Annotated in this window: 19 protein-coding genes; 11 read left to right on the forward strand and 8 right to left on the reverse strand. The window is 67.5% G+C overall.

From position 1 onward, the window contains the following. The first annotated feature begins 27 nt into the window (after window positions 1–27). Window positions 28–1,146 carry an adenylate/guanylate cyclase domain-containing protein gene (locus AU192_RS11865; protein ID WP_064396304.1) on the forward strand — a complete coding sequence of 373 codons (1,119 nt, stop codon included), beginning with the start codon at window positions 28–30 and terminating at the stop codon, window positions 1,144–1,146. Window positions 1,147–1,248: 102 nt separating this feature from the next. Continuing rightward, window positions 1,249–1,659: a hypothetical protein gene (locus AU192_RS11870; RefSeq protein WP_064396346.1), complete on the forward strand. Its 411-nt coding sequence runs from the start codon at window positions 1,249–1,251 to the stop codon at window positions 1,657–1,659. A gap of 1 nt (window position 1,660) precedes the next feature. On the opposite strand, the gene AU192_RS11875 is transcribed toward AU192_RS11870, so the two are convergent. The 3 genes from AU192_RS11875 to AU192_RS11885 are packed head-to-tail and all read right to left on the reverse strand — an operon-like array spanning window position 1,661 to window position 5,005. Beyond that, a complete protein-coding gene (locus AU192_RS11875; protein WP_064396306.1) occupies window positions 1,661–3,889 on the reverse strand; it encodes a heavy metal translocating P-type ATPase in 2,229 nt (742 codons plus the stop codon). Continuing rightward, the gene (locus AU192_RS11880) at window positions 3,879–4,799 is read right to left on the reverse strand and encodes a hypothetical protein (RefSeq protein ID WP_064396309.1); all 921 of its coding nucleotides are present in this window, start codon (window positions 4,797–4,799) and stop codon (window positions 3,879–3,881) included. Before AU192_RS11880 ends, AU192_RS11875 begins: the two co-directional genes overlap by 11 nt. Next, complete coding sequence (locus AU192_RS11885; protein WP_064396311.1) at window positions 4,799–5,005, reverse strand: heavy-metal-associated domain-containing protein; 207 nt, start codon at window positions 5,003–5,005, stop codon at window positions 4,799–4,801. The genes AU192_RS11880 and AU192_RS11885 overlap by 1 nt, the downstream gene beginning before the upstream one ends. Window positions 5,006–5,093: 88 nt before the next feature. On the opposite strand from AU192_RS11885, the gene dtd reads away from it, so the two are divergent. Beyond that, the gene (gene dtd, locus AU192_RS11890; protein WP_064396348.1) at window positions 5,094–5,525 is read left to right on the forward strand and encodes a D-aminoacyl-tRNA deacylase; all 432 of its coding nucleotides are present in this window, start codon (window positions 5,094–5,096) and stop codon (window positions 5,523–5,525) included. Here dtd and AU192_RS11895 read toward each other — a convergent pair whose 3' ends face one another. After that, complete coding sequence (locus tag AU192_RS11895; RefSeq protein ID WP_064396314.1) at window positions 5,526–6,419, reverse strand: AIM24 family protein; 894 nt, start codon at window positions 6,417–6,419, stop codon at window positions 5,526–5,528. Between the two features lie 96 nt (window positions 6,420–6,515). Here AU192_RS11895 and AU192_RS11900 point away from each other — a divergent pair, with 96 nt between their 5' ends. Then, window positions 6,516–6,719 carry a hypothetical protein gene (locus tag AU192_RS11900; RefSeq protein ID WP_064396315.1) on the forward strand — a complete coding sequence of 68 codons (204 nt, stop codon included), beginning with the start codon at window positions 6,516–6,518 and terminating at the stop codon, window positions 6,717–6,719. Window positions 6,720–6,829: 110 nt separating this feature from the next. Next, complete coding sequence (locus tag AU192_RS11905; protein WP_064396316.1) at window positions 6,830–7,396, forward strand: hypothetical protein; 567 nt, start codon at window positions 6,830–6,832, stop codon at window positions 7,394–7,396. An 18-nt stretch (window positions 7,397–7,414) separates the two neighbouring features. On the opposite strand, the gene AU192_RS11910 is transcribed toward AU192_RS11905, so the two are convergent. Genes AU192_RS11910 through AU192_RS11920 form a run of 3 tightly spaced genes read right to left on the reverse strand, consistent with a single transcriptional unit; the run spans window position 7,415 to window position 13,288 of the window. Then, the gene (locus tag AU192_RS11910; protein WP_064396319.1) at window positions 7,415–9,616 is read right to left on the reverse strand and encodes a molybdopterin-containing oxidoreductase family protein; all 2,202 of its coding nucleotides are present in this window, start codon (window positions 9,614–9,616) and stop codon (window positions 7,415–7,417) included. Between the two features lie 19 nt (window positions 9,617–9,635). After that, on the reverse strand, window positions 9,636–11,540 hold the full coding sequence (locus AU192_RS11915) for an ABC transporter ATP-binding protein (RefSeq protein ID WP_064396350.1): 1,905 nt from the start codon (window positions 11,538–11,540) through the stop codon (window positions 9,636–9,638). An 8-nt stretch (window positions 11,541–11,548) separates the two neighbouring features. Next, window positions 11,549–13,288, reverse strand: coding sequence for an ABC transporter ATP-binding protein (locus AU192_RS11920; protein WP_064396320.1), 1,740 nt, complete (start codon window positions 13,286–13,288; stop codon window positions 11,549–11,551). Window positions 13,289–13,365: 77 nt separating this feature from the next. Here AU192_RS11920 and AU192_RS11925 point away from each other — a divergent pair, with 77 nt between their 5' ends. Both AU192_RS11925 and AU192_RS11930 read left to right on the forward strand, forming a co-directional pair. Continuing rightward, a complete protein-coding gene (locus AU192_RS11925; RefSeq protein WP_064396322.1) occupies window positions 13,366–13,929 on the forward strand; it encodes a DUF3558 domain-containing protein in 564 nt (187 codons plus the stop codon). Next, window positions 13,926–14,483, forward strand: a complete 558-nt coding sequence (locus AU192_RS11930) for a DUF3558 domain-containing protein (RefSeq protein ID WP_064396324.1) — start codon at window positions 13,926–13,928, stop codon at window positions 14,481–14,483. The genes AU192_RS11925 and AU192_RS11930 overlap by 4 nt, the downstream gene beginning before the upstream one ends. 9 nt (window positions 14,484–14,492) lie before the next feature. On the opposite strand, the gene AU192_RS11935 is transcribed toward AU192_RS11930, so the two are convergent. Beyond that, on the reverse strand, window positions 14,493–15,011 hold the full coding sequence (locus AU192_RS11935) for a SixA phosphatase family protein (protein ID WP_064396327.1): 519 nt from the start codon (window positions 15,009–15,011) through the stop codon (window positions 14,493–14,495). A 103-nt stretch (window positions 15,012–15,114) separates the two neighbouring features. On the opposite strand from AU192_RS11935, the gene AU192_RS11940 reads away from it, so the two are divergent. The 4 genes from AU192_RS11940 to AU192_RS11955 all read left to right on the forward strand — a co-directional run bounded on the left by AU192_RS11940 (window position 15,115) and on the right by AU192_RS11955 (window position 21,012). Further along, the gene (locus tag AU192_RS11940) at window positions 15,115–16,263 is read left to right on the forward strand and encodes a metallophosphoesterase family protein (RefSeq protein ID WP_064396329.1); all 1,149 of its coding nucleotides are present in this window, start codon (window positions 15,115–15,117) and stop codon (window positions 16,261–16,263) included. Then, window positions 16,260–18,881, forward strand: coding sequence for an AAA family ATPase (locus tag AU192_RS11945; RefSeq protein ID WP_064396331.1), 2,622 nt, complete (start codon window positions 16,260–16,262; stop codon window positions 18,879–18,881). The genes AU192_RS11940 and AU192_RS11945 overlap by 4 nt, the downstream gene beginning before the upstream one ends. A 99-nt stretch (window positions 18,882–18,980) precedes the next feature. Then, the gene (locus AU192_RS11950) at window positions 18,981–20,516 is read left to right on the forward strand and encodes a GMC family oxidoreductase (protein ID WP_064396333.1); all 1,536 of its coding nucleotides are present in this window, start codon (window positions 18,981–18,983) and stop codon (window positions 20,514–20,516) included. Between the two features lie 25 nt (window positions 20,517–20,541). Further along, complete coding sequence (locus AU192_RS11955; protein WP_064396335.1) at window positions 20,542–21,012, forward strand: DUF309 domain-containing protein; 471 nt, start codon at window positions 20,542–20,544, stop codon at window positions 21,010–21,012. Window positions 21,013–21,090 lie beyond the last annotated feature (78 nt).

Here is a 21,090-nt window from a genome sequence, read left to right on the forward strand (position 1 = left end):
CTATCGCATGCGGTATACGTTGGGCCGGTGGCCGAGGACTTCGACGTCGAAGGGTCCGGTCTGCTCGACGGGCTCGAAGGTGACGAGCGCGCCGAGCGCGCCGAGCTGGTCGAGTGGTTGGTGAGCAAAGGCATCGCCGTCGAGGTGATCCGAGAGGCGTTCCTGCCGATGCTGCTCGGCGCGCGTCAGGCGCTCGGCGACGACGGAGTTTACGTCTCCGCGCGCGAAACCAGCGATAAGACCGGCATCGATCTCGGGCTGCTGCAGCGTATTCAACGCGCGATGGGTCTGCCCACCGTCGATGACCCCGACGCCAAGGTCCATCTGCGTGCCGATGCCGAAGCCGCGGCGTACGGTCAACGTTTCATCGAGATCGGAATCCTGCCCGACCAGATCATCCAGATCACGCGCGTGCTCGCAGAGGGTCTGTCGAAGGCCGCGGAGGTGATGCGGTACGCCGGGCTGGCTTCGGTGCTCGACCCTGGCGCATCCGAAGTCGTCATCGCCAAGAACGCCGAGGCCCTGGTGCGTACGGCCGATCCGCTGCTCGGTCCGATGATCCAGGACATGTTGCGGTTGCAGCTGCGCCACCTGATGGAAACCGAGGCGATCACCGCATCAGAGCGCGCGAAGGGTCAACGGCTGCCGGGCGCACGGCTGGTGACGATCGCGTTCGCCGATCTCGTCGGTTTCACCAGACTCGGCGAGGCGGTGCCTCCAGAAGATCTGGAACAGCTCGCCCACCGGCTGTTCGACCTCGCGCATGAGGCGTCCGTCCCGCCCGTGCGGTTCGTCAAGACGATCGGCGACGAGGTGATGCTCGTGAGCCAGGAACCCGTACCCCTGCTCGACGCGGCGTTGACGCTCGTCGAGCAGACCAACGACGACGAGGACTTCCCGCGGCTGCGCGTCGGCCTGGCGACGGGGATGGCCGTGAGCCGCACCGGTGACTGGTTCGGTGGGGCGGTGAACCTCGCGAGCCGCATCACCAGCGCCGCGCGGCCCGGCACCGTTCTGGTCTCGGAGTCGACGCGCGACGCCGTCGGTGACGATGAGGGGTTCTCGTTCTCGTTCGCGGGGGCGCGACATCTCAAGGGCATCAAGTCGGATGTGAAGCTGTTCCGCGTGCGGCGCGCAGGCGACTGAACTTGGCCGCGGTTCGAACCATTGTTCGAGGCAGCGAATGGCCGTGAGACGACCGCTCGCATTTCGAAACGGCTGCTGGCGTAGGTGATCTACGATTCAGGCATGAGCCGCGTCGCAAAAGCCGTGCTGGTCACGCTGTTCGTCGCATCATCCGGTCTGCTGGGTGTGGGTGCGGCGAACGCGCAACCGCCGCAGCCGGCGTGCGGCTACACGCTGTCGCCGCCGCAGGTTGTGAACACCGGCGGCGTGAGCAAGGTGACGGCGACGGTCTCGTTTTTCGCTTGTGGTGCGCCGTTCCAGCCGGCGTACAGCGTCGCGTGCGTCCACCAGGCCGGCCATGACTCTCAGGGGCAGTGCACGCAGGCGCGGGGGCCGGCCGCCGCGCAGGTGTTCTTCGAGCCGTATCAGCCGGGCGGGAGCTACATCGCGAGCGGGCGCGGCTGCGGCAAGGTCTTTCAGGACGCGCTCGAGCCGAACTGCGACATGCTCGGCCCGATCAACGTGACGCTGTAGCTCAACGTGGCGGTGTAGCTCGACGTGACGGTGTCGCGTTGAACCGGCGCAGCCGAAGACTGTTGCTCACGACGAACACCGAGCTGAATGCCATCGCTGCACCGGCGATCATCGGGTTCAGCAACCCGGCCGCCGCCAACGGCAACGCCGCGACGTTATAAGCGAACGCCCAGAACAGGTTTCCCTTGATCGTCGCGAGCGTCCGACGAGACAGGCGGATCGCGTCGGGTACCGCGTTCAGGTCGTCGCGCACCAAGGTCAGATCGCTCGCCTCGATCGCGACGTCGGTGCCGCTTCCCATCGCGAGTCCGAGATCAGCCTGGGCGAGGGCCGCCGCGTCGTTGACGCCATCGCCGACCATTGCGACCACCTTGCCGTCGGCCTGCAGGCGCTGGACGGCATCCACCTTGTCTTGCGGCAGGACTTCGGCGACGACATCCTCGATGTCTACTTCCGCGGCGATCGTGCGGGCCGCGGCCTCGTTGTCGCCGGTCACCATGATCGGCTTCAGCCCCAGCGCACGAAGCCGCGAGATCGCTTCGGGTGAGGTCGGTTTGATCGCATCCGCGACCACCAACACCCCCCGGGCCTCACCGTCCCATCCGACGACGACGGCGGTGCGACCCTGTGACTCCTCCTGTCGCACCGTGGCTTCCAACGACGCGGGAAGCTCGTGCGACAGCAGCCGTTGCCGTCCGACCGTCACATCGCGCCCGTCGATACGTCCGCGCACCCCGAGTCCGCGCAGGTTGGTGAAATCTTCGACCGTCGGCAGCTCACCCAGCTTCTCCCGCGCGCCTGTCACGATGGCCCTGGCGATCGGATGCTCGGAACCGTCCTCGACCGCACCGGCCATCCGCAACACGTCGTCGGGCCGTTCGGCATCGGCGGCGACGACATCGATCAACGTCATCCTGCCGGTGGTGATGGTCCCCGTCTTGTCCAACACGATGGTGTCGATCCGCCTGGTCGACTCCAGAACCTCGGGCCCCTTGATCAAGATGCCCAGCTGCGCGCCGCGACCCGTACCGACCATGAGCGCGGTCGGTGTGGCCAACCCCAGCGCGCACGGGCACGCGATGATCAGCACTGCCACCGCTGCGGTGAAGGCCATCGCGGCCGACGCCCCGGTACCTAACCAGAAGCCCAGAGTCGCAACCGATAACGCGATCACGATCGGCACGAACACGCCCGAGATCCGGTCGGCCAGGCGCTGTGCGTCGGCCTTCCCGCTCTGGGCGTCCTCGACCAGCCGCGCCATCTGGGCAAGCTGGGTGTCGGCGCCGATCCGCCTGGCCCGCACCACGAGTCGGCCATCGACGTTGACCGTCGCACCCACGACCTCGTCACCGGGTCCGACGTCCACCGGAACGGCTTCGCCGGTCAGCATCGACGCGTCCACCGCCGAGGCGCCCTCGACCACGATGCCATCAGCGGCGATCTTCTCACCGGGCCGCACCACGAATTCGTCACCGACACCGAGCTGGTCGATCGGAATGCGTTGTTCGCGGCCATCTCTGCGGATCACGACGTCCTTGGCGCCCAGCTCCAGCAATGCACGCAGCGCCGCGCCCGCGCTCCGCTTGGAACGCGCTTCGAAATATCGCCCGGCCAGAATGAACGTGGTGACGCCGGCGGCGACCTCGAAGTACACGCTGCCCAAACCGTCGGTGCGTGACAGCGTCAGCTCGAAGCCATGCGTCATTCCCGGGGTGCCTGCGGTGCCCCAGAACAACGCATAGACCGACCATCCCAGCGCGGCGAGCGTGCCCATCGAGATCAGCGTGTCCATGGTGGCGCTGCCGTGGCGCAGGTTCGCCCATGCCGCACGGTGGAACGGCCATGCGCCCCACACCACCACCGGGGCTGTCAGCGTCAGCGAGAGCCACTGCCAATTCGTGAACTGCAGAGTGGGGATCATCGCCATCGCGATCACCGGAACCGTCAAGGCGAGTGACACCAGCAGCCGGTGCCGCAGGATGGCGGTCGGATCCTCTTCGACGACGGTCGCCTGTTCGGTGGGCAGATGCGCTTGATACCCGGCGTCTTCGACGGTGGCCACCAACGCCTCCGGGGTCACGTCTGCGCTGTACTGGACACGCGCCTTCTCGGTGGCGAAGTTGACGGTGGCCGTCACGCCGTCGATCTTGTTGAGCTTGCGCTCGATTCGGTTCGCGCATGACGCACAGGTCATACCGTCGATGGACAGTTCGATCGTGTCAGTGGCCATGGCCGGCCTCGCCGTGGTCGTGGGTGGGGACGTCGTGCTGCGCGGAGGAGGTATCGACCGACACGGTGAATTCGGCTGTGCGCACGACGTCGCGGTGTTGGAAGTCGAGGAAAAGGCGGTACTGCCCGGCGCTGGGGAACGTGGTGTGGAACTCGATGGCCGGTCCCGGGCGTGTACCCGCGTCGCCGGGTCCGCCCATCGGATGCACGTGCAGGTATGCGAGGTCGGCGGCCCGCAGGGCGACGAGGTGGCCGTAGGCCCCTAAGTACGGCTGCAGGTTGTCGACCGGAATCCCGTGGCGGTGGACCGTCAGCGTAAGAGTCGATGCCTTAACGGCTTTCGGGGTTCCGCTGAGCGTGACGGTGTAGTCGTCGACGGTCGCTGACGTGTCGGCCGCGGGCAGTGGAACGGGGGAGTATGGGCCTGCGACATGCACGTTGGCGCCGAGGGTGAGCGCGGGACCGCCAGTAGGCACGAAGTCGGCGAAGACGCGGTAGTCGCCCGCGCGGCTGAAATCCACGGGAGTCCGCCACGTGCCGCGGTCGTCGAGCACAGGGTGAAGGTGCTGGAAAGCGGACAGGTCGTTACGGACCACGATCAGGTGCAACAGCTTCTCGTGTGATTCGTCGAACTGCGTCACGGGAGCACCCTGCTGGTCGAGGATCCTGAACTCCAGACGAGAGTCTCGGCTCGCCGGCGGGAGCGGTCGAGGCACGTCCAGCGTGTAGCCGCTCTCGGTCATCTGTAAGCCGCCGGGAGCCTCGGCGGGCTGTGCATCTGCGTGTGCGGTGGAGTGCTGCGCGGTAGCGGCATCACCCTCGGGGCCGAACGAACGGCCGACCCACACCGAGGCTGCGAACACCACCGCGAGCGCGGCGATGAACGCGGCGATCCGAGGGGTGGTCTTCATCAGCTCGCCAACTGGTAGCCGGCCTCTTCCACGGCGGCCTTGATGGCGTCGGCCTCGACGGGTGCGTCGCTGTCGATGGTCACCGCTCCGCTGGTGACATCCACGTCGACCGCCTTGACGCCCGGGATCTCCCCCAGTTCCTCGCGCACCGATGCGGCGCAGTGTTGGCAGGTCATTCCGGTGACTGTGACAGTGGTGGTAGCCATGGAACCAGCGTATCTGATACCCCCTAGGGGTATTCATTCAGGTGTGCTTCCCGGCCCCGGCGCGGCCACCGTGGCAGCATCGGCATCCATGCGTGTTCTCACCCAACGGGTCACTTCAGCAGCCGTCACGGTGGACGGCGAGGTCGTTGGGGCGATCGAGCCCAAGGGGCAGGGTCTGCTCGCCTTGGTCGGCGTGACGCACGACGACGACGCTGCCAAGGCTCGGCGGATGGCCGAAAAGGTCTGGCAGCTCCGGATTCTCGACGACGAGAAGTCAGCCTCGGATGTCGGCGCCCCGATCTTGGTGGTCAGCCAGTTCACCCTGTACGCGAACACCGTCAAGGGCCGGCGCCCGGCATGGAACGCCGCCGCGCCGCGCGCGACCGCAGAGCCGCTGGTCACCGCGTTCGCCGATGCGCTGCGTGACCTTGGTGCGTCGGTGTCGACCGGCATATTCGGCGCTCACATGCAGGTTCAGCTGGTCAACGATGGCCCGGTGACCGTGCTGCTCGAGCTGTGACTATGTGGTGGCGACCGGCGGTGCGCCTTCCGAGGGCTGCACGATCACGAAGCCCTGCCCGTGGAACGCGACCTGGATCGCCTCACCGGAGCCGCGGCCGATGAGCGCGCCGGCCTTGAAGCTGGTCTTGAGCTGAGTCTGGAGATTCGCCGACCACGCCACCACCGCATTGGTGTCGGCGAACGTCGGCGCCTCGGCGGCATTGAGCACCACCGGGGGCCCGTCGGTCGTCAGCGCCACCCACCCGGTTCCGCGCAGCGTGGTGTTGAACAGGCCGCCGGTCGCGATGCTGCCGCCCCGCACGCGTTCGATGTTCCAGTTCAGGTTCGAGGAGAACGCCAGCAGGTTCTTGCCGCTGATCGACAAGCCGGAGTTGGTCAGCTGCAGCAGATGCACGTCGTAGCCCCGCTCGGCGAGGAAGACGTCGCCCTGTCCCTGGCAGCGCATCAGCGGCAGCCCTTCACCGGTCAGTGCCTTCTTGATGAACTTCGAGGCGCCGCCGCCCTCGAACGCGAAGTCGACGTTGCCCTGGTACGCCACCATCGAGCCCTGCCGCGCCATGAACGGCTCCCCAAGGCGCACCCGCAACATTTTGGTGTTTTGATTGGCGATGGCCTTGGCTTCTTTTTCGCTGAACCGGCCGTCCACCAGATCGCCGCTGATCCCTCCGAAGCCGTCGCCTGCAAGCTGCCCGACCGCCATCGCCTGCGCAGGGGCGGCCTGCTGTGGTGGAGCCTGGCGTGCTGGGGGAGGTCCCCCGAGCGAGGTCAGCGGTGCCCTGCCGACCTGCCCTTGGTGCGACACCTGGTCGGTCCAGTTGTGCCCGTCCCACCAGCGGTACTCATAGCGACCTTCGGGATCGGGTCGCCAGCTTCCGTTGCTCGGTGCTGTCATGGTCTACAAACTAACCGGACGGCCCTCCTGCGGTGAGGTACTTTGCGCGCTGATCCATCCCGCCCGAAACCACTCGACGACTGGCATTCTTGTGCCATGGCAAAGGAAATCGACCGGGTCCGGGCGCAGAGCGCGTTCGCGGTCCTCAAGCAGCATCCGGGCATGGCGCTCTTCGTCGCCTCACCTGCACTCCTCGCGGTCGGGCTGGTGTGGTGGTTGGTGAGCCCGACCCTGGCGGTGCTGCTGTTGATCGGTGCGATCGTGGGCGGCGGCGCGCTGCTGCTGCGCAAGCGCGGCTAGTTACCGACGTCATCGGGTCTTGTCGGTGTCGATGACCCCCCTCTGACCTGGAGCGTTCGCTCTCAGCGAACCACGGGATGGTATGGCTGTAACGGTGTAAGCATGTAATCATGCGACACAACATCCACGGCCGGCGCCGCCAGGGCGGCTGGCAACAGGCTCAGCAGCCCGGTGCGGGCGACGCCGCCGACTGGTTCGCCGGTCGGCTTCCCGAGAGTTGGTTCGCCGGAGATCCGACGGTGGTCGTCGATCGCGAGGAGATCACCGTCATCGGAAGGCTCGCGGAAACCGAAGTCGACGAGAGCGAGGCCCGCGCATCCGGACGGGCCGCGCGGTTCCGTGAGGAGACCCGCTCCGAACGCATGCGCATCGCCGATGAGGCCGAGGCGCGCTACGGGCGCAAGGTCGCATGGGGCATCGAGATCGGGGCGCCTGACGCCGACAACTATGAGCGAATCATGTTCACCAACATGGCCGTTCCGGTGATGACGCGACTGCGCCAACCCGAACGTCAGGTGCTCGACACGCTGGTCGACGCGGGTGTGGCGCGGTCCCGCTCGGATGCGCTGGTGTGGTCGGTGCGGCTGGTCGGTGAGCACGCCGAGGAGTGGCTGGGCAAGTTGCGCGAGGCGATGCGCAACGTCGACGATCTGCGTGCCGAGGGTCCGAACCTCTAGTTCGTCGCGTCGGCCTCCTCAACGCGGCTCGTGCCTCGCCGCTTGATCGTCGCCCGACGAAATCAGCTCCACGCCAACGTATTGCGAACTCAACGCCGCCGTCTGGGACAGCGGGTCCACCGGAGCGCCTTCGACCAACAGGTTGCGGTTCGCACCGTAGGAGACCGGCGCGTCTTGCCCGCGCGGGTCGAAAACCCGTGAGCCCCAACCGTGGTCGATGATGATCACCCCTTGACGCGGACGGTCGTTCACCACCGCCGTCAACTCGACCTCGCCGACCGGTGAGAAGACCCTGACCAGGTCGCCGTCGCCCACCCCGAGATCGGCCGCGTCCTTCGGATGAATGATCACGTCGTTGCCCTTACCAGCGGGATGAAGTCCGGGTAAGTCGTTGAGCCACGAGTTCATCGAGTGCCGGTGCCTGCGATTGGCCAACTGGAACGGATAGCCGACGGGGGCCGCCGGAAGCGGATCGGCGAGCAGTTCACGGGCCCGCGCGACGAACTCGGGTGGTGCCGCGTGCACCTTCTTGTCGTCGGTTCTCAGCGCGTCCCGGAAATGCCCGAACTCGCGGGGACCCAACACCCAGCCGTGCGGGTGGGATATGACGTCTCGCCATCTGATCTTGCGCCCGTTGACCTTCCGCGAGGTCGCCACGACCAGGCGGTCGATCCAGTGCGGTCCGAACTCCAGGGCCGGCTTGCGCGTCACACGCGCCGCGATGCGCGTCGCCTTGATGAATCCGTTGAGGCCCTTGGCGCCGAACAGCGGTCTGCCCATCGCGATCGCGAGGTCGGCGAAGATGCGCCACTCCTGCCGGACACCCGGCGGCGGCTCGACGACCTTGGCGCCGTACTGCAGATACGGCTCGTCGTGCATGTTGCTGGTGAACGCGAGCAGGTCGTTGCGCTCGAGCCAATGGGCGGCGGGCAGCAGCCAGTGTGCATGGCGGTGGCTCTCCCGCTGGACGAAGTCGATCACGACCAACAGGTCCAGATCGGCCAGCGCGCGGTCCAGCTTGTCGCCGTCCGGGCCGGAAATCACGGGGTTGCCGCAGTTGATCAACAGCGCTCGAATCTGACCGTGGCCCGGCGTGGTGATCTCGTCGGGCAACTCGCTGAGTGCGTGTGCGCCGGCGACCATTTCGCGGCCCAGCAGCCGGCTGTAGTGCGGCTTGGCCTTGACCATCGCCGACATCCGGATTGCGTCGACGTAGCCGGGTTCGAAGCGGCGTCCACCTGGGCGGTCCATCCGGCCGGTGATCACGTTGAGCACATGCCCGAGCCACTCGGCGACGGTGCCCGCCATATGCAACGACACCCCGGTGCGGGTCACCACCATGGCTCCGCGCGCCGCGGCGAAGTCGCGGGCAACCCGCTCGATCTGGTCGCGGGGAATGTCGCAGCGCGCGGCGAGCTCGTCGAGGTCGACGTCGGCGACCAGCGCACGCAGATCGCCGACTCCCGTGGCCAGTTCCGCGCAGTCCTGCCGATGTTCGAGACGCTCGTCGAGGATGACCTTCACCATCGCCAGCAGCAGCGCCCAGTCCTGACCAGGACGCACCGCGAGGTGCAGGTCGGCCTTCTCGGCGGATTCGGTGCGCAGCGGGTCGACCACCACGATCGTCGCGCCCTGTTGTTGGCGGGCCAACGCGCGTCGCCACCCGCCGGGCACACTCTCGAGCCAATTCCACGCGCTCACAGCGGGGTTCGTGCCGACCAGCAGGAAGTAGTCGCAGTTGTCGACGTCGGACACCGGCACCATCAGGATCGAGCCGTACATCGCCTCCGCGACGACGTGCATCGCGTTCTGGTCGACCGAGCCCACGGCGTAGCGGTTCTGCGTCCCGAGCGCGTCCAGCCACCCGTTCATGAAGATGACGTTGGACGAGGAGAAACCCGCCGGATTGCCGTAGTAGACGCCGACGGCGTCGGGCCCGCCCGCCTCGATCGCGGCGTTCATCCTGGCGGCGATGTCGGCGATGGCCTCGTCCCAGGTGGCCTCGACGTAGGAATCGCCGACGCGGCGCATCGGGTTGAGGATGCGGCGCGGATGCTCGATGAGCCTGTGTGCGGTGCGGCCCTTGGCGCAGAAGTCCTGCCAGCTGTGCGGATTCTGCTTGTCGGCGGCGATCTTGGTGACGCGGTTGTCCTCGACCGTCACCTCGAGCCCGCAGGAGGCCAGGCAGATTCGGCAGAACGTGTAGACCGTTTCGCTCATCGCCTTGAGCGTACGACGCTTAGGCCTGGGTCATGGACCAATAAGCGCCATGCTTAGCGACCAACTCGGCATGGGTGCCGCGTTCGACGATCTCGCCCGCGTCCATCACCACGATGCGGTCGGCGTCCCGGATGGTCGACAACCGGTGGGCGATGATGAAACTCGTTCGGTCGCGGCGCAACTCGGCCATCGCCTGCTGTATCAGCAGCTCGGTGCGGGTGTCCACCGAGCTGGTCGCCTCATCGAGGATCAGCAGGCTGGGCTGGGCCAGCACCGCACGCGCGATCGTGATGAGCTGTTTTTCGCCGGCGCTGATCGAGGCGCCGTCGTCGCTGACGTGGGTCTGATAGCCGTTGGGGAGCATGTGCACGAACCGGTCGACGTATGCCGCCTTGGCCGCCGCGATCACCTCGTCCTCGGAGGCATCAGGTCTGCCATAGGCGATGTTCTCGAAGATGGTGCCCGCGAACAGCCAGGTGTCCTGGAGCACCATCCCGATGCGGGACCGCAACGAATCCCTGGCGACCGTCGAGATGTCCACGCCGTCAACCAGGATCCGGCCGGAGTCGACGTCGTAGAACCGCATGAGCAGGTTCACCAGCGTGGTCTTACCCGCCCCCGTCGGCCCGACGATCGCCACCGTGCTGCCGGGTTCGGCGATCAGCGACAGGTTCCGGATCACCGGTGTGTCGGGGTGGTAACCGAACGTGACGTCCTCGAACTCCACCCGACCGGCCTGCCCGCCCGACCCCGGCTGTACGACCGGCAACCGGTCCGCGGGCTCGGGCGCCTCCTCTTCCGCGTCGAGCAGGTCGAAAACCCGCTCCGCACTGGCCACACCGGACTGCAGCGTGTTGTACATGCCCGCGACCTGCGTCAGCGGCTGGTTGAACTGGCGGACGTACTGGATAAACGCCTGGATGCTGCCCAGCGTGATCTGGCCCGTGGCCACCTGCAACCCACCCACCACTGCGACCGCGACATAGCTCAGGTTGCCGATGAACGTGGTGGCCGGCCCGACCAGACCGGAGAAGAACTGGGCGCCGAAGGCGGCGTGATACACGTCGTCGTTGCACTCGCCGAACCGCTCCTGTGCTGCGGCACGGTGACCGAAGGTCTTGACGATCGTGAAGCCGCTGTAGGTCTCCTCGATGTGGGCATTGAGCCTGCCGGTGTTCGCCCACTGCGCGACGAACAGGCGCTGCGACCGGCGCGCGATGGCCCGGGTCGCCCACAGCGACAGCGGCACCGTCACCACCGTCAGCAGCGTCAGAAGCGGTGAGATGGTCAGCATCATCACCAGCACCGAGAACACCGTCAACACGGATGTCAACAGCTGGCTGATCGTCATCGACAACGAGCCCTGGATGTTGTCGACGTCGTTGGTCACCCTGCTGAGCACCTCGCCGCGTTGACGAGAGTCGAAATACGACAGCGGCATTCGGTGCAGCTTGTCCTCGACGTCGGAGCGCAGCGTGGCCATGGTGCGCTGCACCGCGACGTTGAGGAGCAGGGCCTGCAACCACACCATCAGCGCGGCGACGAGATACAGGCCCAACGCGAGCAGCAGGGTGCGCCCAACGGCCTCGAAGTCGACACCTTGCCCAGGGACGACGTTCATCCCAGACAGCAGATCGGCGAACGTGCTGTCGCCGCGGGCGCGGGCGGCGTCGATGGCCTGCTCCTTGGTCATCCCCGCGGGCAGCTGCCGGCCGACCACGCCGATGAACAGAAGATCGGTGGCGTGCCCCAGGATTCGCGGGCCGATGACGCTGATCGCGATGCCCGCGACGCCCAGGAGTATCACGCACGCGGTCAGGCCGCGCTGCGGTGTCAGCCGCTTGACCAAGCGGATCGCCGAACCCTTGAAATCGCGCGAGCGTTGGGTCGGGGCCTGCATCACGCCACGGATCGGCCGACCCATCGGGCCGGTCACTGGGTGTCCCCGACGATGGCGAGGGACTGGGAGTCGGCGAACTCGGCGTACTGCGGGCAGTCGCTCAGCAGGGTTTCGTGAGTGCCGATGCCGACGATCCGGCCGTCGTCGATCACCACGATCTGATCCGCCTGGATGACGGTCGAGATGCGCTGGGCAACAACGATGACCGTCGCTTCTGCCGACGCTTCGCGCAGCGCCGAGCGCACGCGGGCGTCGGTATGCACGTCGAGTGCGGAGAACGCGTCGTCGAACAGATAGACGGCGGGCCGGCGGATCACCGCTCGGGCGATGGCCAGCCGCTGCCGCTGTCCGCCCGAGAAATTCGCCCCTCCCTGCGCGACCTTCATGTCCAGGCCGTCGGGGTGCGCGCGCACGAAGTCGTCGGCCGCGGCCACTCGCAGCGCGGCCCACATCTCCTCGTCGGTGGCATCCGACTTGCCGTACCGAAGATTGTCGGCGACGGTGCCCGTGAACAGGTATCCGCGCTGCGGCACCAGGCCGAGCACCGACCACAGCTGCTCGGGGTCGTACTCGCGCACGTCGACGCCGTCGAGATACACCGAACCGCTCGTCGCGTCGTACATCCGGCAGATCAGCGACACCAGCGTCGACTTACCCGACCCGGTGGAGCCGACCACTGCCGTCGTCGTACCCGGTCGTGCCGTCAGCGAAATATCCTGCAGGACAGGACGTTCAGCACCGGGATAGCTGAACGTCGCGGCCTCCAACCGGATTTCGCCCCGAATGCTGGTCGGCCGCACCGGATCTTCGGGGCTGACGATGTGCGGTGCGACCGACAGCACCTCGGAGATCCGCTCAGCACACACCGACGCCCGCGGGATGATGACGAGAATGAACGTGGCCAGCAGGACCGCCATCAGTATCTGCATGAAGTAGGCCAGGAACGCGATCAGTGAACCCACCTGCATCTGCCCGGCGTCGATCCGCAGCCCACCGAACCAGATCAGCGCGACGCTCGAGACGTTGATCACCAATGTCGTGGTGGGCAGCATCAGCGCCTGCCACCGTCCGGCTTCGAGCGCTGTGTCGGCCAGCGCGTGGTTGGCTTCGGCGAACCGGTTGCGTTCGAACGGTTCTCGGGCGAACGCGCGGATCACCCGCAGGCCGGTGAGTTGGTCGCGCATCACCCGGTTGATGCCGTCGACCAGTCGCTGCATGCGGCGGAAGATCGGAAGCAGGTGACGCACGATCCAGTAGTTGGCCAGGGCCAGGATCGGCACGCTCACCAACAGCAACCAGGACAGCCCGGCGTCCTGATGCAGCGCCATGAAGATTCCGCCGATCGACATGATCGGCGCGGTGACCAGCATGGTGCAGGTCAGCTGCACCAGCAGTTGGATCTGCTGGACGTCGTTGGTGGTGCGGGTGAGCAGCGACGGCGCCCCGAAGCGTGCAGCGTCCTCGGCGGAGAACCCGGTCACGTGGTTGAACATCGCCGCGCGCAGGTCGCGGCCGACGCCCATGCCCGCCCGCGAGCCGAAGTACACCGCTCCCACCGCGCACACCACCTGCAGCGCGGTGACCGCCAGCATCACACCGCCGAGTTCGACGATCCGGCGCAGGTTCCCGACCGCGACGCCGTCGTCGATGATCGCGGCGTTGACCGTCGGCAGGTACAGCGAGGCGAGCGTGCTGACCAATTGCAGCGTGGCGACGGTGGCGAGCAGCGCCCGATATGGCCGCGCGTACTGTCGCAGCAGCGCCCATAACATCCCGTTACTGTCGCACATCCGATATATGGGCAGGTCAACCGGCATGTCGGTGGTTGACCTCCAGAGCTGCCGCTACAGTGCATGGCGTGACTCACAGCACGCGCGTGACCCGCTGCCTGGCCCTCGCGGCCGCCGTGGTCATTCCGCTGTCCGCATGCTCGGATTCCGAACCCGCAGGCCCGCAAGTGCCCGAGGACACCACAGCTCCCACGGAGAACGTCTCGCACGGCCCGTTCTTCCCCCAATGCGGCGGTATCAGCGACCAGGAGGTCATCAAGCAGACCCGGATACCCGGGCTGATCAACACCGCCAAGACCTCGGTCGGATGCCAGTGGCTGGCCGGTGGCAGCATCCTGGGCCCGCATTTCTCGTTCACCTGGTTCCGCGGCAGCCCGATCGGGCGTGAACGCAAGACCATGGAACTGTCGCGCACAGCGGTCGAAGACATCAGCATCGAAGGCCACGACGGGTTCATCGGGTACAGCGAGGACCCGATCAACGGCGTCAACCTCTGCGAGATCGGCATCCAGTTCGACGACGACTTCATCGAGTGGTCGATCAGCTACGGCGCGAAGCCGTTCCCGGATCCGTGCGAGGTGGCCAAGGAACTGACCCGCCAATCGATTGTGAACTCCGAATGAGAACCGCGCCCGCTCGTCGGCTGATCGCGGGCATGGTCGCCGTGCTCGCTTCGTTGTCCGTGCTCACCGGTTGCACCCAGACGGTCGAAGGCACGGCGGCCAAATCGGGGACGGGTGGCGGACCGCGCAACGAAGACTCCGAGCGCCAGTACCCGAACCTGCTCAAGGAGTGCGAGGTGCTGACAGAAGACATCCTCGCCGAGACCGTGGGCGCCGACCCCCTCGACATCCAGAGCACGTTCGTCGGTGCGGTGTGCCGCTGGCAGGCGGCCAACCCGGGTGGCCTCATCGACATCACCAGGTTCTGGTTCGAACAGGGCGATCTGGACCACGAGCGCGAGGTGGCCCAGCGGCTGGACTATCGGATCGAAGACCGCAGGGTCGCTGGGATCCAGTCCATCGTGATGCGGCCGAATGATCCGAACGGGGCATGCGGTGTGGCCAGCGACGCGGCCGGGGTGGTCGGCTGGTGGATCAACCCGCAGTCGCCGGGGATGGACGCGTGCGCAATGGCGATCAAGCTGATGGAGTTGACGCTCGCCACCCGCGCGTAGCTTCGCCGGCTAGCGCGCCACGTGGAAGGTGACCAGCGCGGCGCCGTCGAGGGCGAGCCGGTCCCACGGTTCGCCGGTGCGCAACACCGCGATGGACGACGTCGGGAACTTCAGCGAGATCTGTTCGGCCGCACCAATGTTGCTGCCGTCCACGGTGGCCAGGCCGAGCGCGACACCCGACATCGCCGGTTCGTGACCGATCACCAGCAGGGTGCCGACCTCGAAGTCGAAGTGTGTCCGGACTCGGTTGATCTCGTCGATCACCGTGCCCGGAGTCGCGTCGTAGAGACGATCGAGGTACTCGACGGGCGCGGCGATGCGGGTGCGTGCGAGCGTCTCGCGGGTGCGGGTCGCGGTGGAACACAACACGGCGTCGACGGCGGGCGCGTGGGCGCGCAGCCAGTCGCCGGCCAACCCGGCCTCGCGCACGCCCCTCGGCGCCAGCGGACGGTCGTGGTCGCCGACCCCCGGCGGGTAGTCCGACTTGGCGTGCCGGAGCAACAGCAGCGTGCGGTACCGGTCGGTCACCGGACTAACGGTAAGGCATGCCGCCGCACCTCCCGGGACTTGTCGGCGTGCCGCCCTACACTCGCGGTGCCCGGCAAACACAACAGGGGAAGGGGGCGCTGAGATGCGATTCGTGCACACCGCCGACTGGCAACTCGGCATGACGCGATACTTCCTCAATGGTGAGGCACAGCCCCGTTATTCGGCAGCGCGCCGCGACGCGGTGGCCGAGCTGGGACGGGTGGCCGCCGACACCGGTGCGGAGTTCGTCGTCGTCGCCGGCGACGTCTTCGAGCACAACCAGCTCGCGCCACGCGACGTCAGCCAGTCGCTCGAGGCCATGCGCACCATCGGCGTTCCCGTCTATCTGCTGCCGGGCAACCACGACCCGCTCGACGCCTCGTCGGTATACACCAGCCCGCTGTTCGTCGCCGAGTGCCCCGACAACGTGTCGGTCCTCGACCGCGCCGGTGTACGCGAGGTGCGGCCCGGCCTCGAACTGGTCGCGGCGCCGTGGACCTCGAAGGCGCCCTCGTCGGACCCCGTTGCGGGCGTGCTCGAGGGTCTTTCCGGCGACGGGGTGACGCGCGTCGTCGTCGGTCACGGCGGTGTGGACATCTTCGTGCCGGACAAGGAGCGGCCCTCACTGATTCGGCTGGCGGCGCTGGAGGCGGCCGTCGACCGGGGCGCCGTGCACTATGTGGCTCTGGGCGACAAGCACTCTCGGATGCAGGTCGGGTCCACCGGGCGGATCTGGTATTCCGGGTCGCCGGAGGTCACCAACTACGACGACATCGAAATGGACCCGGGCCATGTGCTGATCGTCGACATCGACGAGGACGACCCGGCCCGTCCGGTGACCGTCGAACCGCGGAAGGTGGGCCGCTGGCGGTTCGTCACGCTGCGCCGCGGAGTGGACAGCGACCGCGACGTCGCGGACCTGGATATCAACCTGGATCTGTTGCCGGACAAGGAACGCACCGTGGTCCGGCTCGCGTTGACCGGATCCTTGACGGTCACCGACAAGGCCGCCCTCGACACCTGCCTGGACAAGTACGCCCGTCTCTTCGCCGCGTTGAGGGTGGAAGACAAGCAGAGCGACATCGCGGTCGTTCCTGCCGACGGCGAGTTTGACGACCTCGGCATCGGCGGTTTCGCCGCATCGGCCGTCGACGAACTGGTCGCGACCGCACGGTCGGACGGCGACGCGGCCGACGACGCCCGAGCGGCCCTGGCGTTGCTGCTGCGGCTGTCGGATCGAGGTGTGGCGTGAAACTGCACCGTCTGGTCCTCACCAACTACCGAGGTATCACCCGCCGGGAGATCGAATTTCCCGACCACGGCGTGGTGATCGTCAGCGGGGCGAACGAGATCGGCAAGTCGTCGATGATCGAGGCGCTGGACCTACTGATCGAGGCCAAGGACCGGTCCGCGAAAAAAGAGGTCAAAGAGGTCAAGCCGACGCATGCCGACGTCGGTGCCGAGGTCGAGGCCGAGATCTCGACCGGCCCATATCGTTTCGTGTACCGCAAGCGCTTTCACAAACGCTTTGAGACCGAGCTGACGATTGTGGAGCCGCGCCGCGAACAGCTCACCGGCGACGAGGCGCACGACCGCGTTCGGACCATGCTCGACGAAACCGTCGACACGTGCCTGTGGCAGGCCCAGCGGGTGCTGCAGTCTGGGTCGACGGCGGCGGTGGACCTGTCCGGATGTGACGCGCTGTCACGCGCGCTCGACGTGGCTGCCGGTGAAGCCGTGCAACTTTCGGGTGCCGAACCGCTGCTGGTCGACCGCGTCGAAGACGAATACCTGCGTTACTTCACCCGCACCGGCAGGCCCACGGGTGAATGGGCCGCTGCCACCAATCGATTGCGAACGGCCGAGGAGGTGTTGGCCGAGGCGGCGGCCGCCGTCGCGCAGGTTGACGACGCTGTCCGCAGGCACGCCACGCTCACCGATGAACTGGCCCGGCTGACCGCACAGCGCAGCGAAGCGGCGAAGCAGGTCGCCATTGTGCAGAACGCCGCCGACGAGGTCGCGACGCTGACGGGACAGCTCAAGGAAGCCGAGCTGGTTCTCGCGGCGGCGCAGGCCAACCACGACACGTCGCGTACCGCGGTCGAGGAGCGGCGCCGCCTGCGTGCCGACATCGAGCAGCGGACCACCGCGATGGCTGACCTCGAGAACGCGGCGGCCCAGGCCGGCGAGAACCAGTCGACGGCCGCCGAGGTGGCCGAGCTCGCCGAGGTCGCTGCCGAGCAGGCACGGAAAGCCTTGGCGGACACTCAGGCTCGCGTCGAAGCGGCGCGAAGCGCCGTTCAACGCCTTGCCGACCGCGACGAGGCGGATCGCATCACCGCGCAATTGTCGAAGATCGAGATCGCTCAGCATGAACTCGACCGTGTGCAGGACGAACTCGCCGAGGTTCGGGTGACCGGTGAGAGAATGCGGGCCATCGAATCCGCCAAAGCGTCTGTCGACGCCGTGGCGGCACAGGTCGAGCTGGCCTCGGCGCACATCGAGTTGATCGCGACGGCCGACGTCGAGGTCCGCGTCGGAGGCCAGGCGATCGCCCTCGGCGCGGGCGAGGCGTGGACGGCCAGCGTCAGCGCCGAGACCGCCATCGAGGTGCCGGACCTGCTGACCGCTCGGCTGGTGCCCGGCACGCCCGCCTCGCAGACGCAAGCCAAACTCGATGCGGCACAAGATGTGCTGGCGTCGGCGCTGACGGCTTGCGGTGTCGATGACGTCGCCGAGGCACGCGCCCTCCATCAGCGGCGGCAGCAGCTGATCACCACCCGGGACCGGCTCGGCGCGACGATCGAGGCGCTGACGGGCGACGAACCGGCCGACCGGCTCAGGGCGCGGCTGGCCGAGCTCAAGGCGCATCAGCCGGAGGTGCCCGAACTGTTCGAGGTCGACGCCGGCGCCGCCCGCGCCGAGCTCGACGCGGCGAGCGCCGCGCAGAAGCAGGCGATCGCCGATTGTGAAAAGCAGCGCAAGGTCGCCGAGGAGGCCGCTAAGCGGTTGGGGGAGTGCAACACCCGGTCGACCGTGCAGCACGAGAAGTTGGTCGGTGCGCAGTCCGAGCTCGCGTTTGCCCGGGAGCGGTTGGAGGGGCAGCGCGCCACTGTCGGTGACGACGAGCTGGCGGTGCGGGCTCAGGCGCATGCCGACGAAGCGCTGCGGGCCACGGCGCTGGTCGAGGAATTGAGCAAGGAGCTGGCCCGCGCCGAGCCCGACGCCGTGGCCGCGGCTCTTCAGGAGGCGACGCGCCGGGCCGACGCCCTGTCGGCCGAACACGAGCAGATGGCTGAGGAGTTGCGGGAGGTCAGCACGCGGTTGACCGTGTACGGCACCGAAGGCCGCAAGGGCAAGCTCGACGAGGCGGAGACGGAGCGGGAGCACGCCCTCGCCGAATACGAAAGAGTGCAGCGCCGCGCGCGGGCCGCCGAGCTGTTGCGGTCGGTGATTGCTCGGCACCGCGACTCCACCCGGCTGCGTTACGTCGAGCCGTTCCGCGGCGAAGTGGAGCGGTTGGGCCGCATGGTGTTCGGGGACAGCTTCGAGGTCGAAGTCGACAGTGCGCTACGGATCTGCACCCGTACACTGTCGGGCCGCACCGTGCCATACGACTCGCTGTCCGGTGGGGCCAAGGAACAACTCGGCATCGTGGCGCGACTGGCCAGCGCGGCGCTGGTGGCCAAGGAGGACAGCGTGCCGGTGGTCATCGACGACGCGCTCGGATTCACCGATCCCGACCGCCTGGTCAAGATGGGTGCGGTGTTCAACGCGGTGGGCGGCGACGGGCAGGTCATCGTGCTGACGTGCAGCCCGCAGCGGTACGCGGCCGTCGACGGAGCCCAGCACATCGCGCTCACGGCATAGCCGCATCCGGGTACGGACCGGCGGTCGGTGGCGCCGATCTCCGGTCGGGTTTCCTCCACGTGCGCGTTTGTCCGTCCCGGAAAGCCTAGACTCCGGCGGATGGAAGCCGACTACATCGTCGTGGGAACCGGCTCGGCAGGGTCGGTGGTGGCCGCCCGGCTCAGCGACGATCCGTCCGTCCGGGTCGTCGCTCTGGAAGCGGGCCCACAGGACAAGGGCAAGTTCATCCGCATTCCCGCGGGCTTCGTCAAGTTGTTCCGCAGCCCGATGGACTGGGACTACCTGACCGAACCGCAGAAAGAGCTCGACGGCCGCCAAATCTACTGGCCCCGAGGCAAGATGGTCGGCGGGTCATCGTCGATGAACGCGATGATGTGGGTCCGTGGATTCGCCGCCGACTACGACGAATGGGGCCAGGCAGCCGGCGAGCAGTGGGACTACGCGCACCTCGAGCCGTACCTGCGCCGCATCGAAGCGGGTCCGCTCTCGATCAGCAAGCAGCGCAGCCCGCGCAGCGCCACCGCCAAATGGCTTACCGCTGCCGAAGAGTGCGGCTACCGCATCGAGAAGCCGAACCAGGCGGCGCCAGAAGGCTTCTGCGAGACGCTGGTCACCCAGCGCCGCGGTGCCCGGTGGAGCGCCGCCGACGCCTACCTCAAGCCCGCCCTCAAGCGGAAAAACCTCACGCTCGAAACGGAGGCGCTGGCGACCAGGGTGGTGTTCGAGGGCCGGCGCGCCGTCGGCGTCGAGATCGACCAGAACGGCACCCGCCGCATCATCAAGGCCCGGCGCGAGGTGGTGTTGTGCGGCGGCGCCATCAACAGCCCGCAGCTGTTGATGCTGTCGGGCATCGGCGACGGCGATCGGTTGGCCGAGCACGGCATCCAGACGCTGGTCCATGCTCCGGACGTTGGAGCCAATCTTCTCGACCACTTCATCGCGGCACTCGGCTTCGACGTTCCCAACGACAGCCTTTTCACCGCCGAGAAGCCGCTTCAGCTGCTCAACTACCTGCTGCGACGCCGCGGGATGCTCACCTCGAACGTCGGGGAGGCCTACGGCTTCGTCCGCAGCCGCCCCGACCTCGCGCTGCCCGATCTCGAGCTGATCTTCGCCCCAGCCCCGTTCTTCGAGGAGGGCATCGGCGACCCCTACGACACGCACGCCGTCGTCCTGGGGACGATCCTGCTCAAGCCGGCCAGCAGCGGCACCATCGAACTGCGTTCGGCCGACCCGGCGGACAAACCGATCATCGACCCGCGCTATCTCACCGATCCCGACGACGCCGACCGTGCCGCGGTGATGGCCGGCCTGCGCATCTGCGCCACCATCTCCCAGGCGCCCGCGCTCGAGGGCGTCATCGGCAAGATCGCGCGGCCCCTCGACTCGGCTGCCCTCGATGAAGCGACGCTCGAACGCGCGCTCGCCACGTTCTCGCACACGCTGTACCACCCCGTCGGCACGTGCCGCATGGGCCGCGACGACGCGAGCGTGGTCGACCCGAACCTGCGCGTCCGCGGCGTCGAAGGGCTGCGAGTCGCCGACGCGTCGGTGATCCCGGCGATCATCCGCGGGCACACCCACGCGCCCAGCGTGCTCATCGGGGAGAAGGCCGCCGAGCTTCTGCGTGCCTGATAGCCGCGAGTGTCAAGATGGTTCCATGGCCGAGCGCGACCGCGACGACGCCGGGCGTCCCCGCAACACCCGGCCCCGCGATGCTTTAGGGCGGCCGCTGCCCCACGGCAGCGAGGGTGTCGAGCGCATCCCCGACGACCTCGACCTGCCGCCGACCGAGACCCTCGCCTACGCTCAGGAGCTCATCGACGACGGCATGGCGTTCCACGCGCACGAGGTGTTGGAGGCGGCGTGGAAGAACGGCCCGGACGCTGAACGCACACTCTGGCAGAGCCTGGCCCAACTCGCGGTCGGCATCACCCACATCCAACGCGGAAACACCAAGGGAGCGCTGGGGGTGTTGGGCCGCGCACGCGCTGGTCTGGCCGACGCCTCGGTCGCCCACGACGTCGACGTCCCCGGGCTTGTCGTCTATGCCGAGAGTCTCATCGAGGATCTCGAAGCGGGAGTCACGATAGCGCCGCAGCGCCTGCAACCGCGCCTGCGCTCCGACTAGCTGTAATGGCCAGGCAGGTTGTGGACGGCGTGGCGTGAGGAAGTAGGTGAGGACCTCCGGTATCGGTGTGGTTACCAC

Origin of the sequence: Mycobacterium lehmannii (genome assembly GCF_001499925.1) — a bacterium.
In the GTDB taxonomy this organism is placed as follows: Bacteria; Actinomycetota; Actinomycetes; order Mycobacteriales; family Mycobacteriaceae; genus Mycobacterium; species Mycobacterium lehmannii.

Bases quoted from the DNA above. Each gene is read 5' to 3' on its own strand.
- AU192_RS11885 (WP_064396311.1), bottom strand. From the start codon at position 5,005: ATGGCTACCACCACTGTCACAGTCACCGGAATGACCTGCCAACACTGC.
- AU192_RS11915 (WP_064396350.1), bottom strand. From the start codon at position 11,540: ATGGGTCGGCCGATCCGTGGCGTGATGCAGGCCCCGACCCAACGCTCG.
- AU192_RS11940 (WP_064396329.1), top strand. From the start codon at position 15,115: ATGCGATTCGTGCACACCGCCGACTGGCAACTCGGCATGACGCGATAC.
- AU192_RS11920 (WP_064396320.1), bottom strand. From the start codon at position 13,288: ATGTTATGGGCGCTGCTGCGACAGTACGCGCGGCCATATCGGGCGCTG.
- AU192_RS11950 (WP_064396333.1), top strand. From the start codon at position 18,981: ATGGAAGCCGACTACATCGTCGTGGGAACCGGCTCGGCAGGGTCGGTG.
- AU192_RS11895 (WP_064396314.1), bottom strand. From the start codon at position 6,419: ATGACAGCACCGAGCAACGGAAGCTGGCGACCCGATCCCGAAGGTCGC.
- AU192_RS11910 (WP_064396319.1), bottom strand. From the start codon at position 9,616: ATGAGCGAAACGGTCTACACGTTCTGCCGAATCTGCCTGGCCTCCTGC.
- AU192_RS11905 (WP_064396316.1), top strand. From the start codon at position 6,830: ATGCGACACAACATCCACGGCCGGCGCCGCCAGGGCGGCTGGCAACAG.
- AU192_RS11900 (WP_064396315.1), top strand. From the start codon at position 6,516: ATGGCAAAGGAAATCGACCGGGTCCGGGCGCAGAGCGCGTTCGCGGTC.
- AU192_RS11955 (WP_064396335.1), top strand. From the start codon at position 20,542: ATGGCCGAGCGCGACCGCGACGACGCCGGGCGTCCCCGCAACACCCGG.
- AU192_RS11870 (WP_064396346.1), top strand. From the start codon at position 1,249: ATGAGCCGCGTCGCAAAAGCCGTGCTGGTCACGCTGTTCGTCGCATCA.
- AU192_RS11875 (WP_064396306.1), bottom strand. From the start codon at position 3,889: ATGGCCACTGACACGATCGAACTGTCCATCGACGGTATGACCTGTGCG.
- dtd (WP_064396348.1), top strand. From the start codon at position 5,094: ATGCGTGTTCTCACCCAACGGGTCACTTCAGCAGCCGTCACGGTGGAC.
- AU192_RS11930 (WP_064396324.1), top strand. From the start codon at position 13,926: ATGAGAACCGCGCCCGCTCGTCGGCTGATCGCGGGCATGGTCGCCGTG.
- AU192_RS11880 (WP_064396309.1), bottom strand. From the start codon at position 4,799: ATGAAGACCACCCCTCGGATCGCCGCGTTCATCGCCGCGCTCGCGGTG.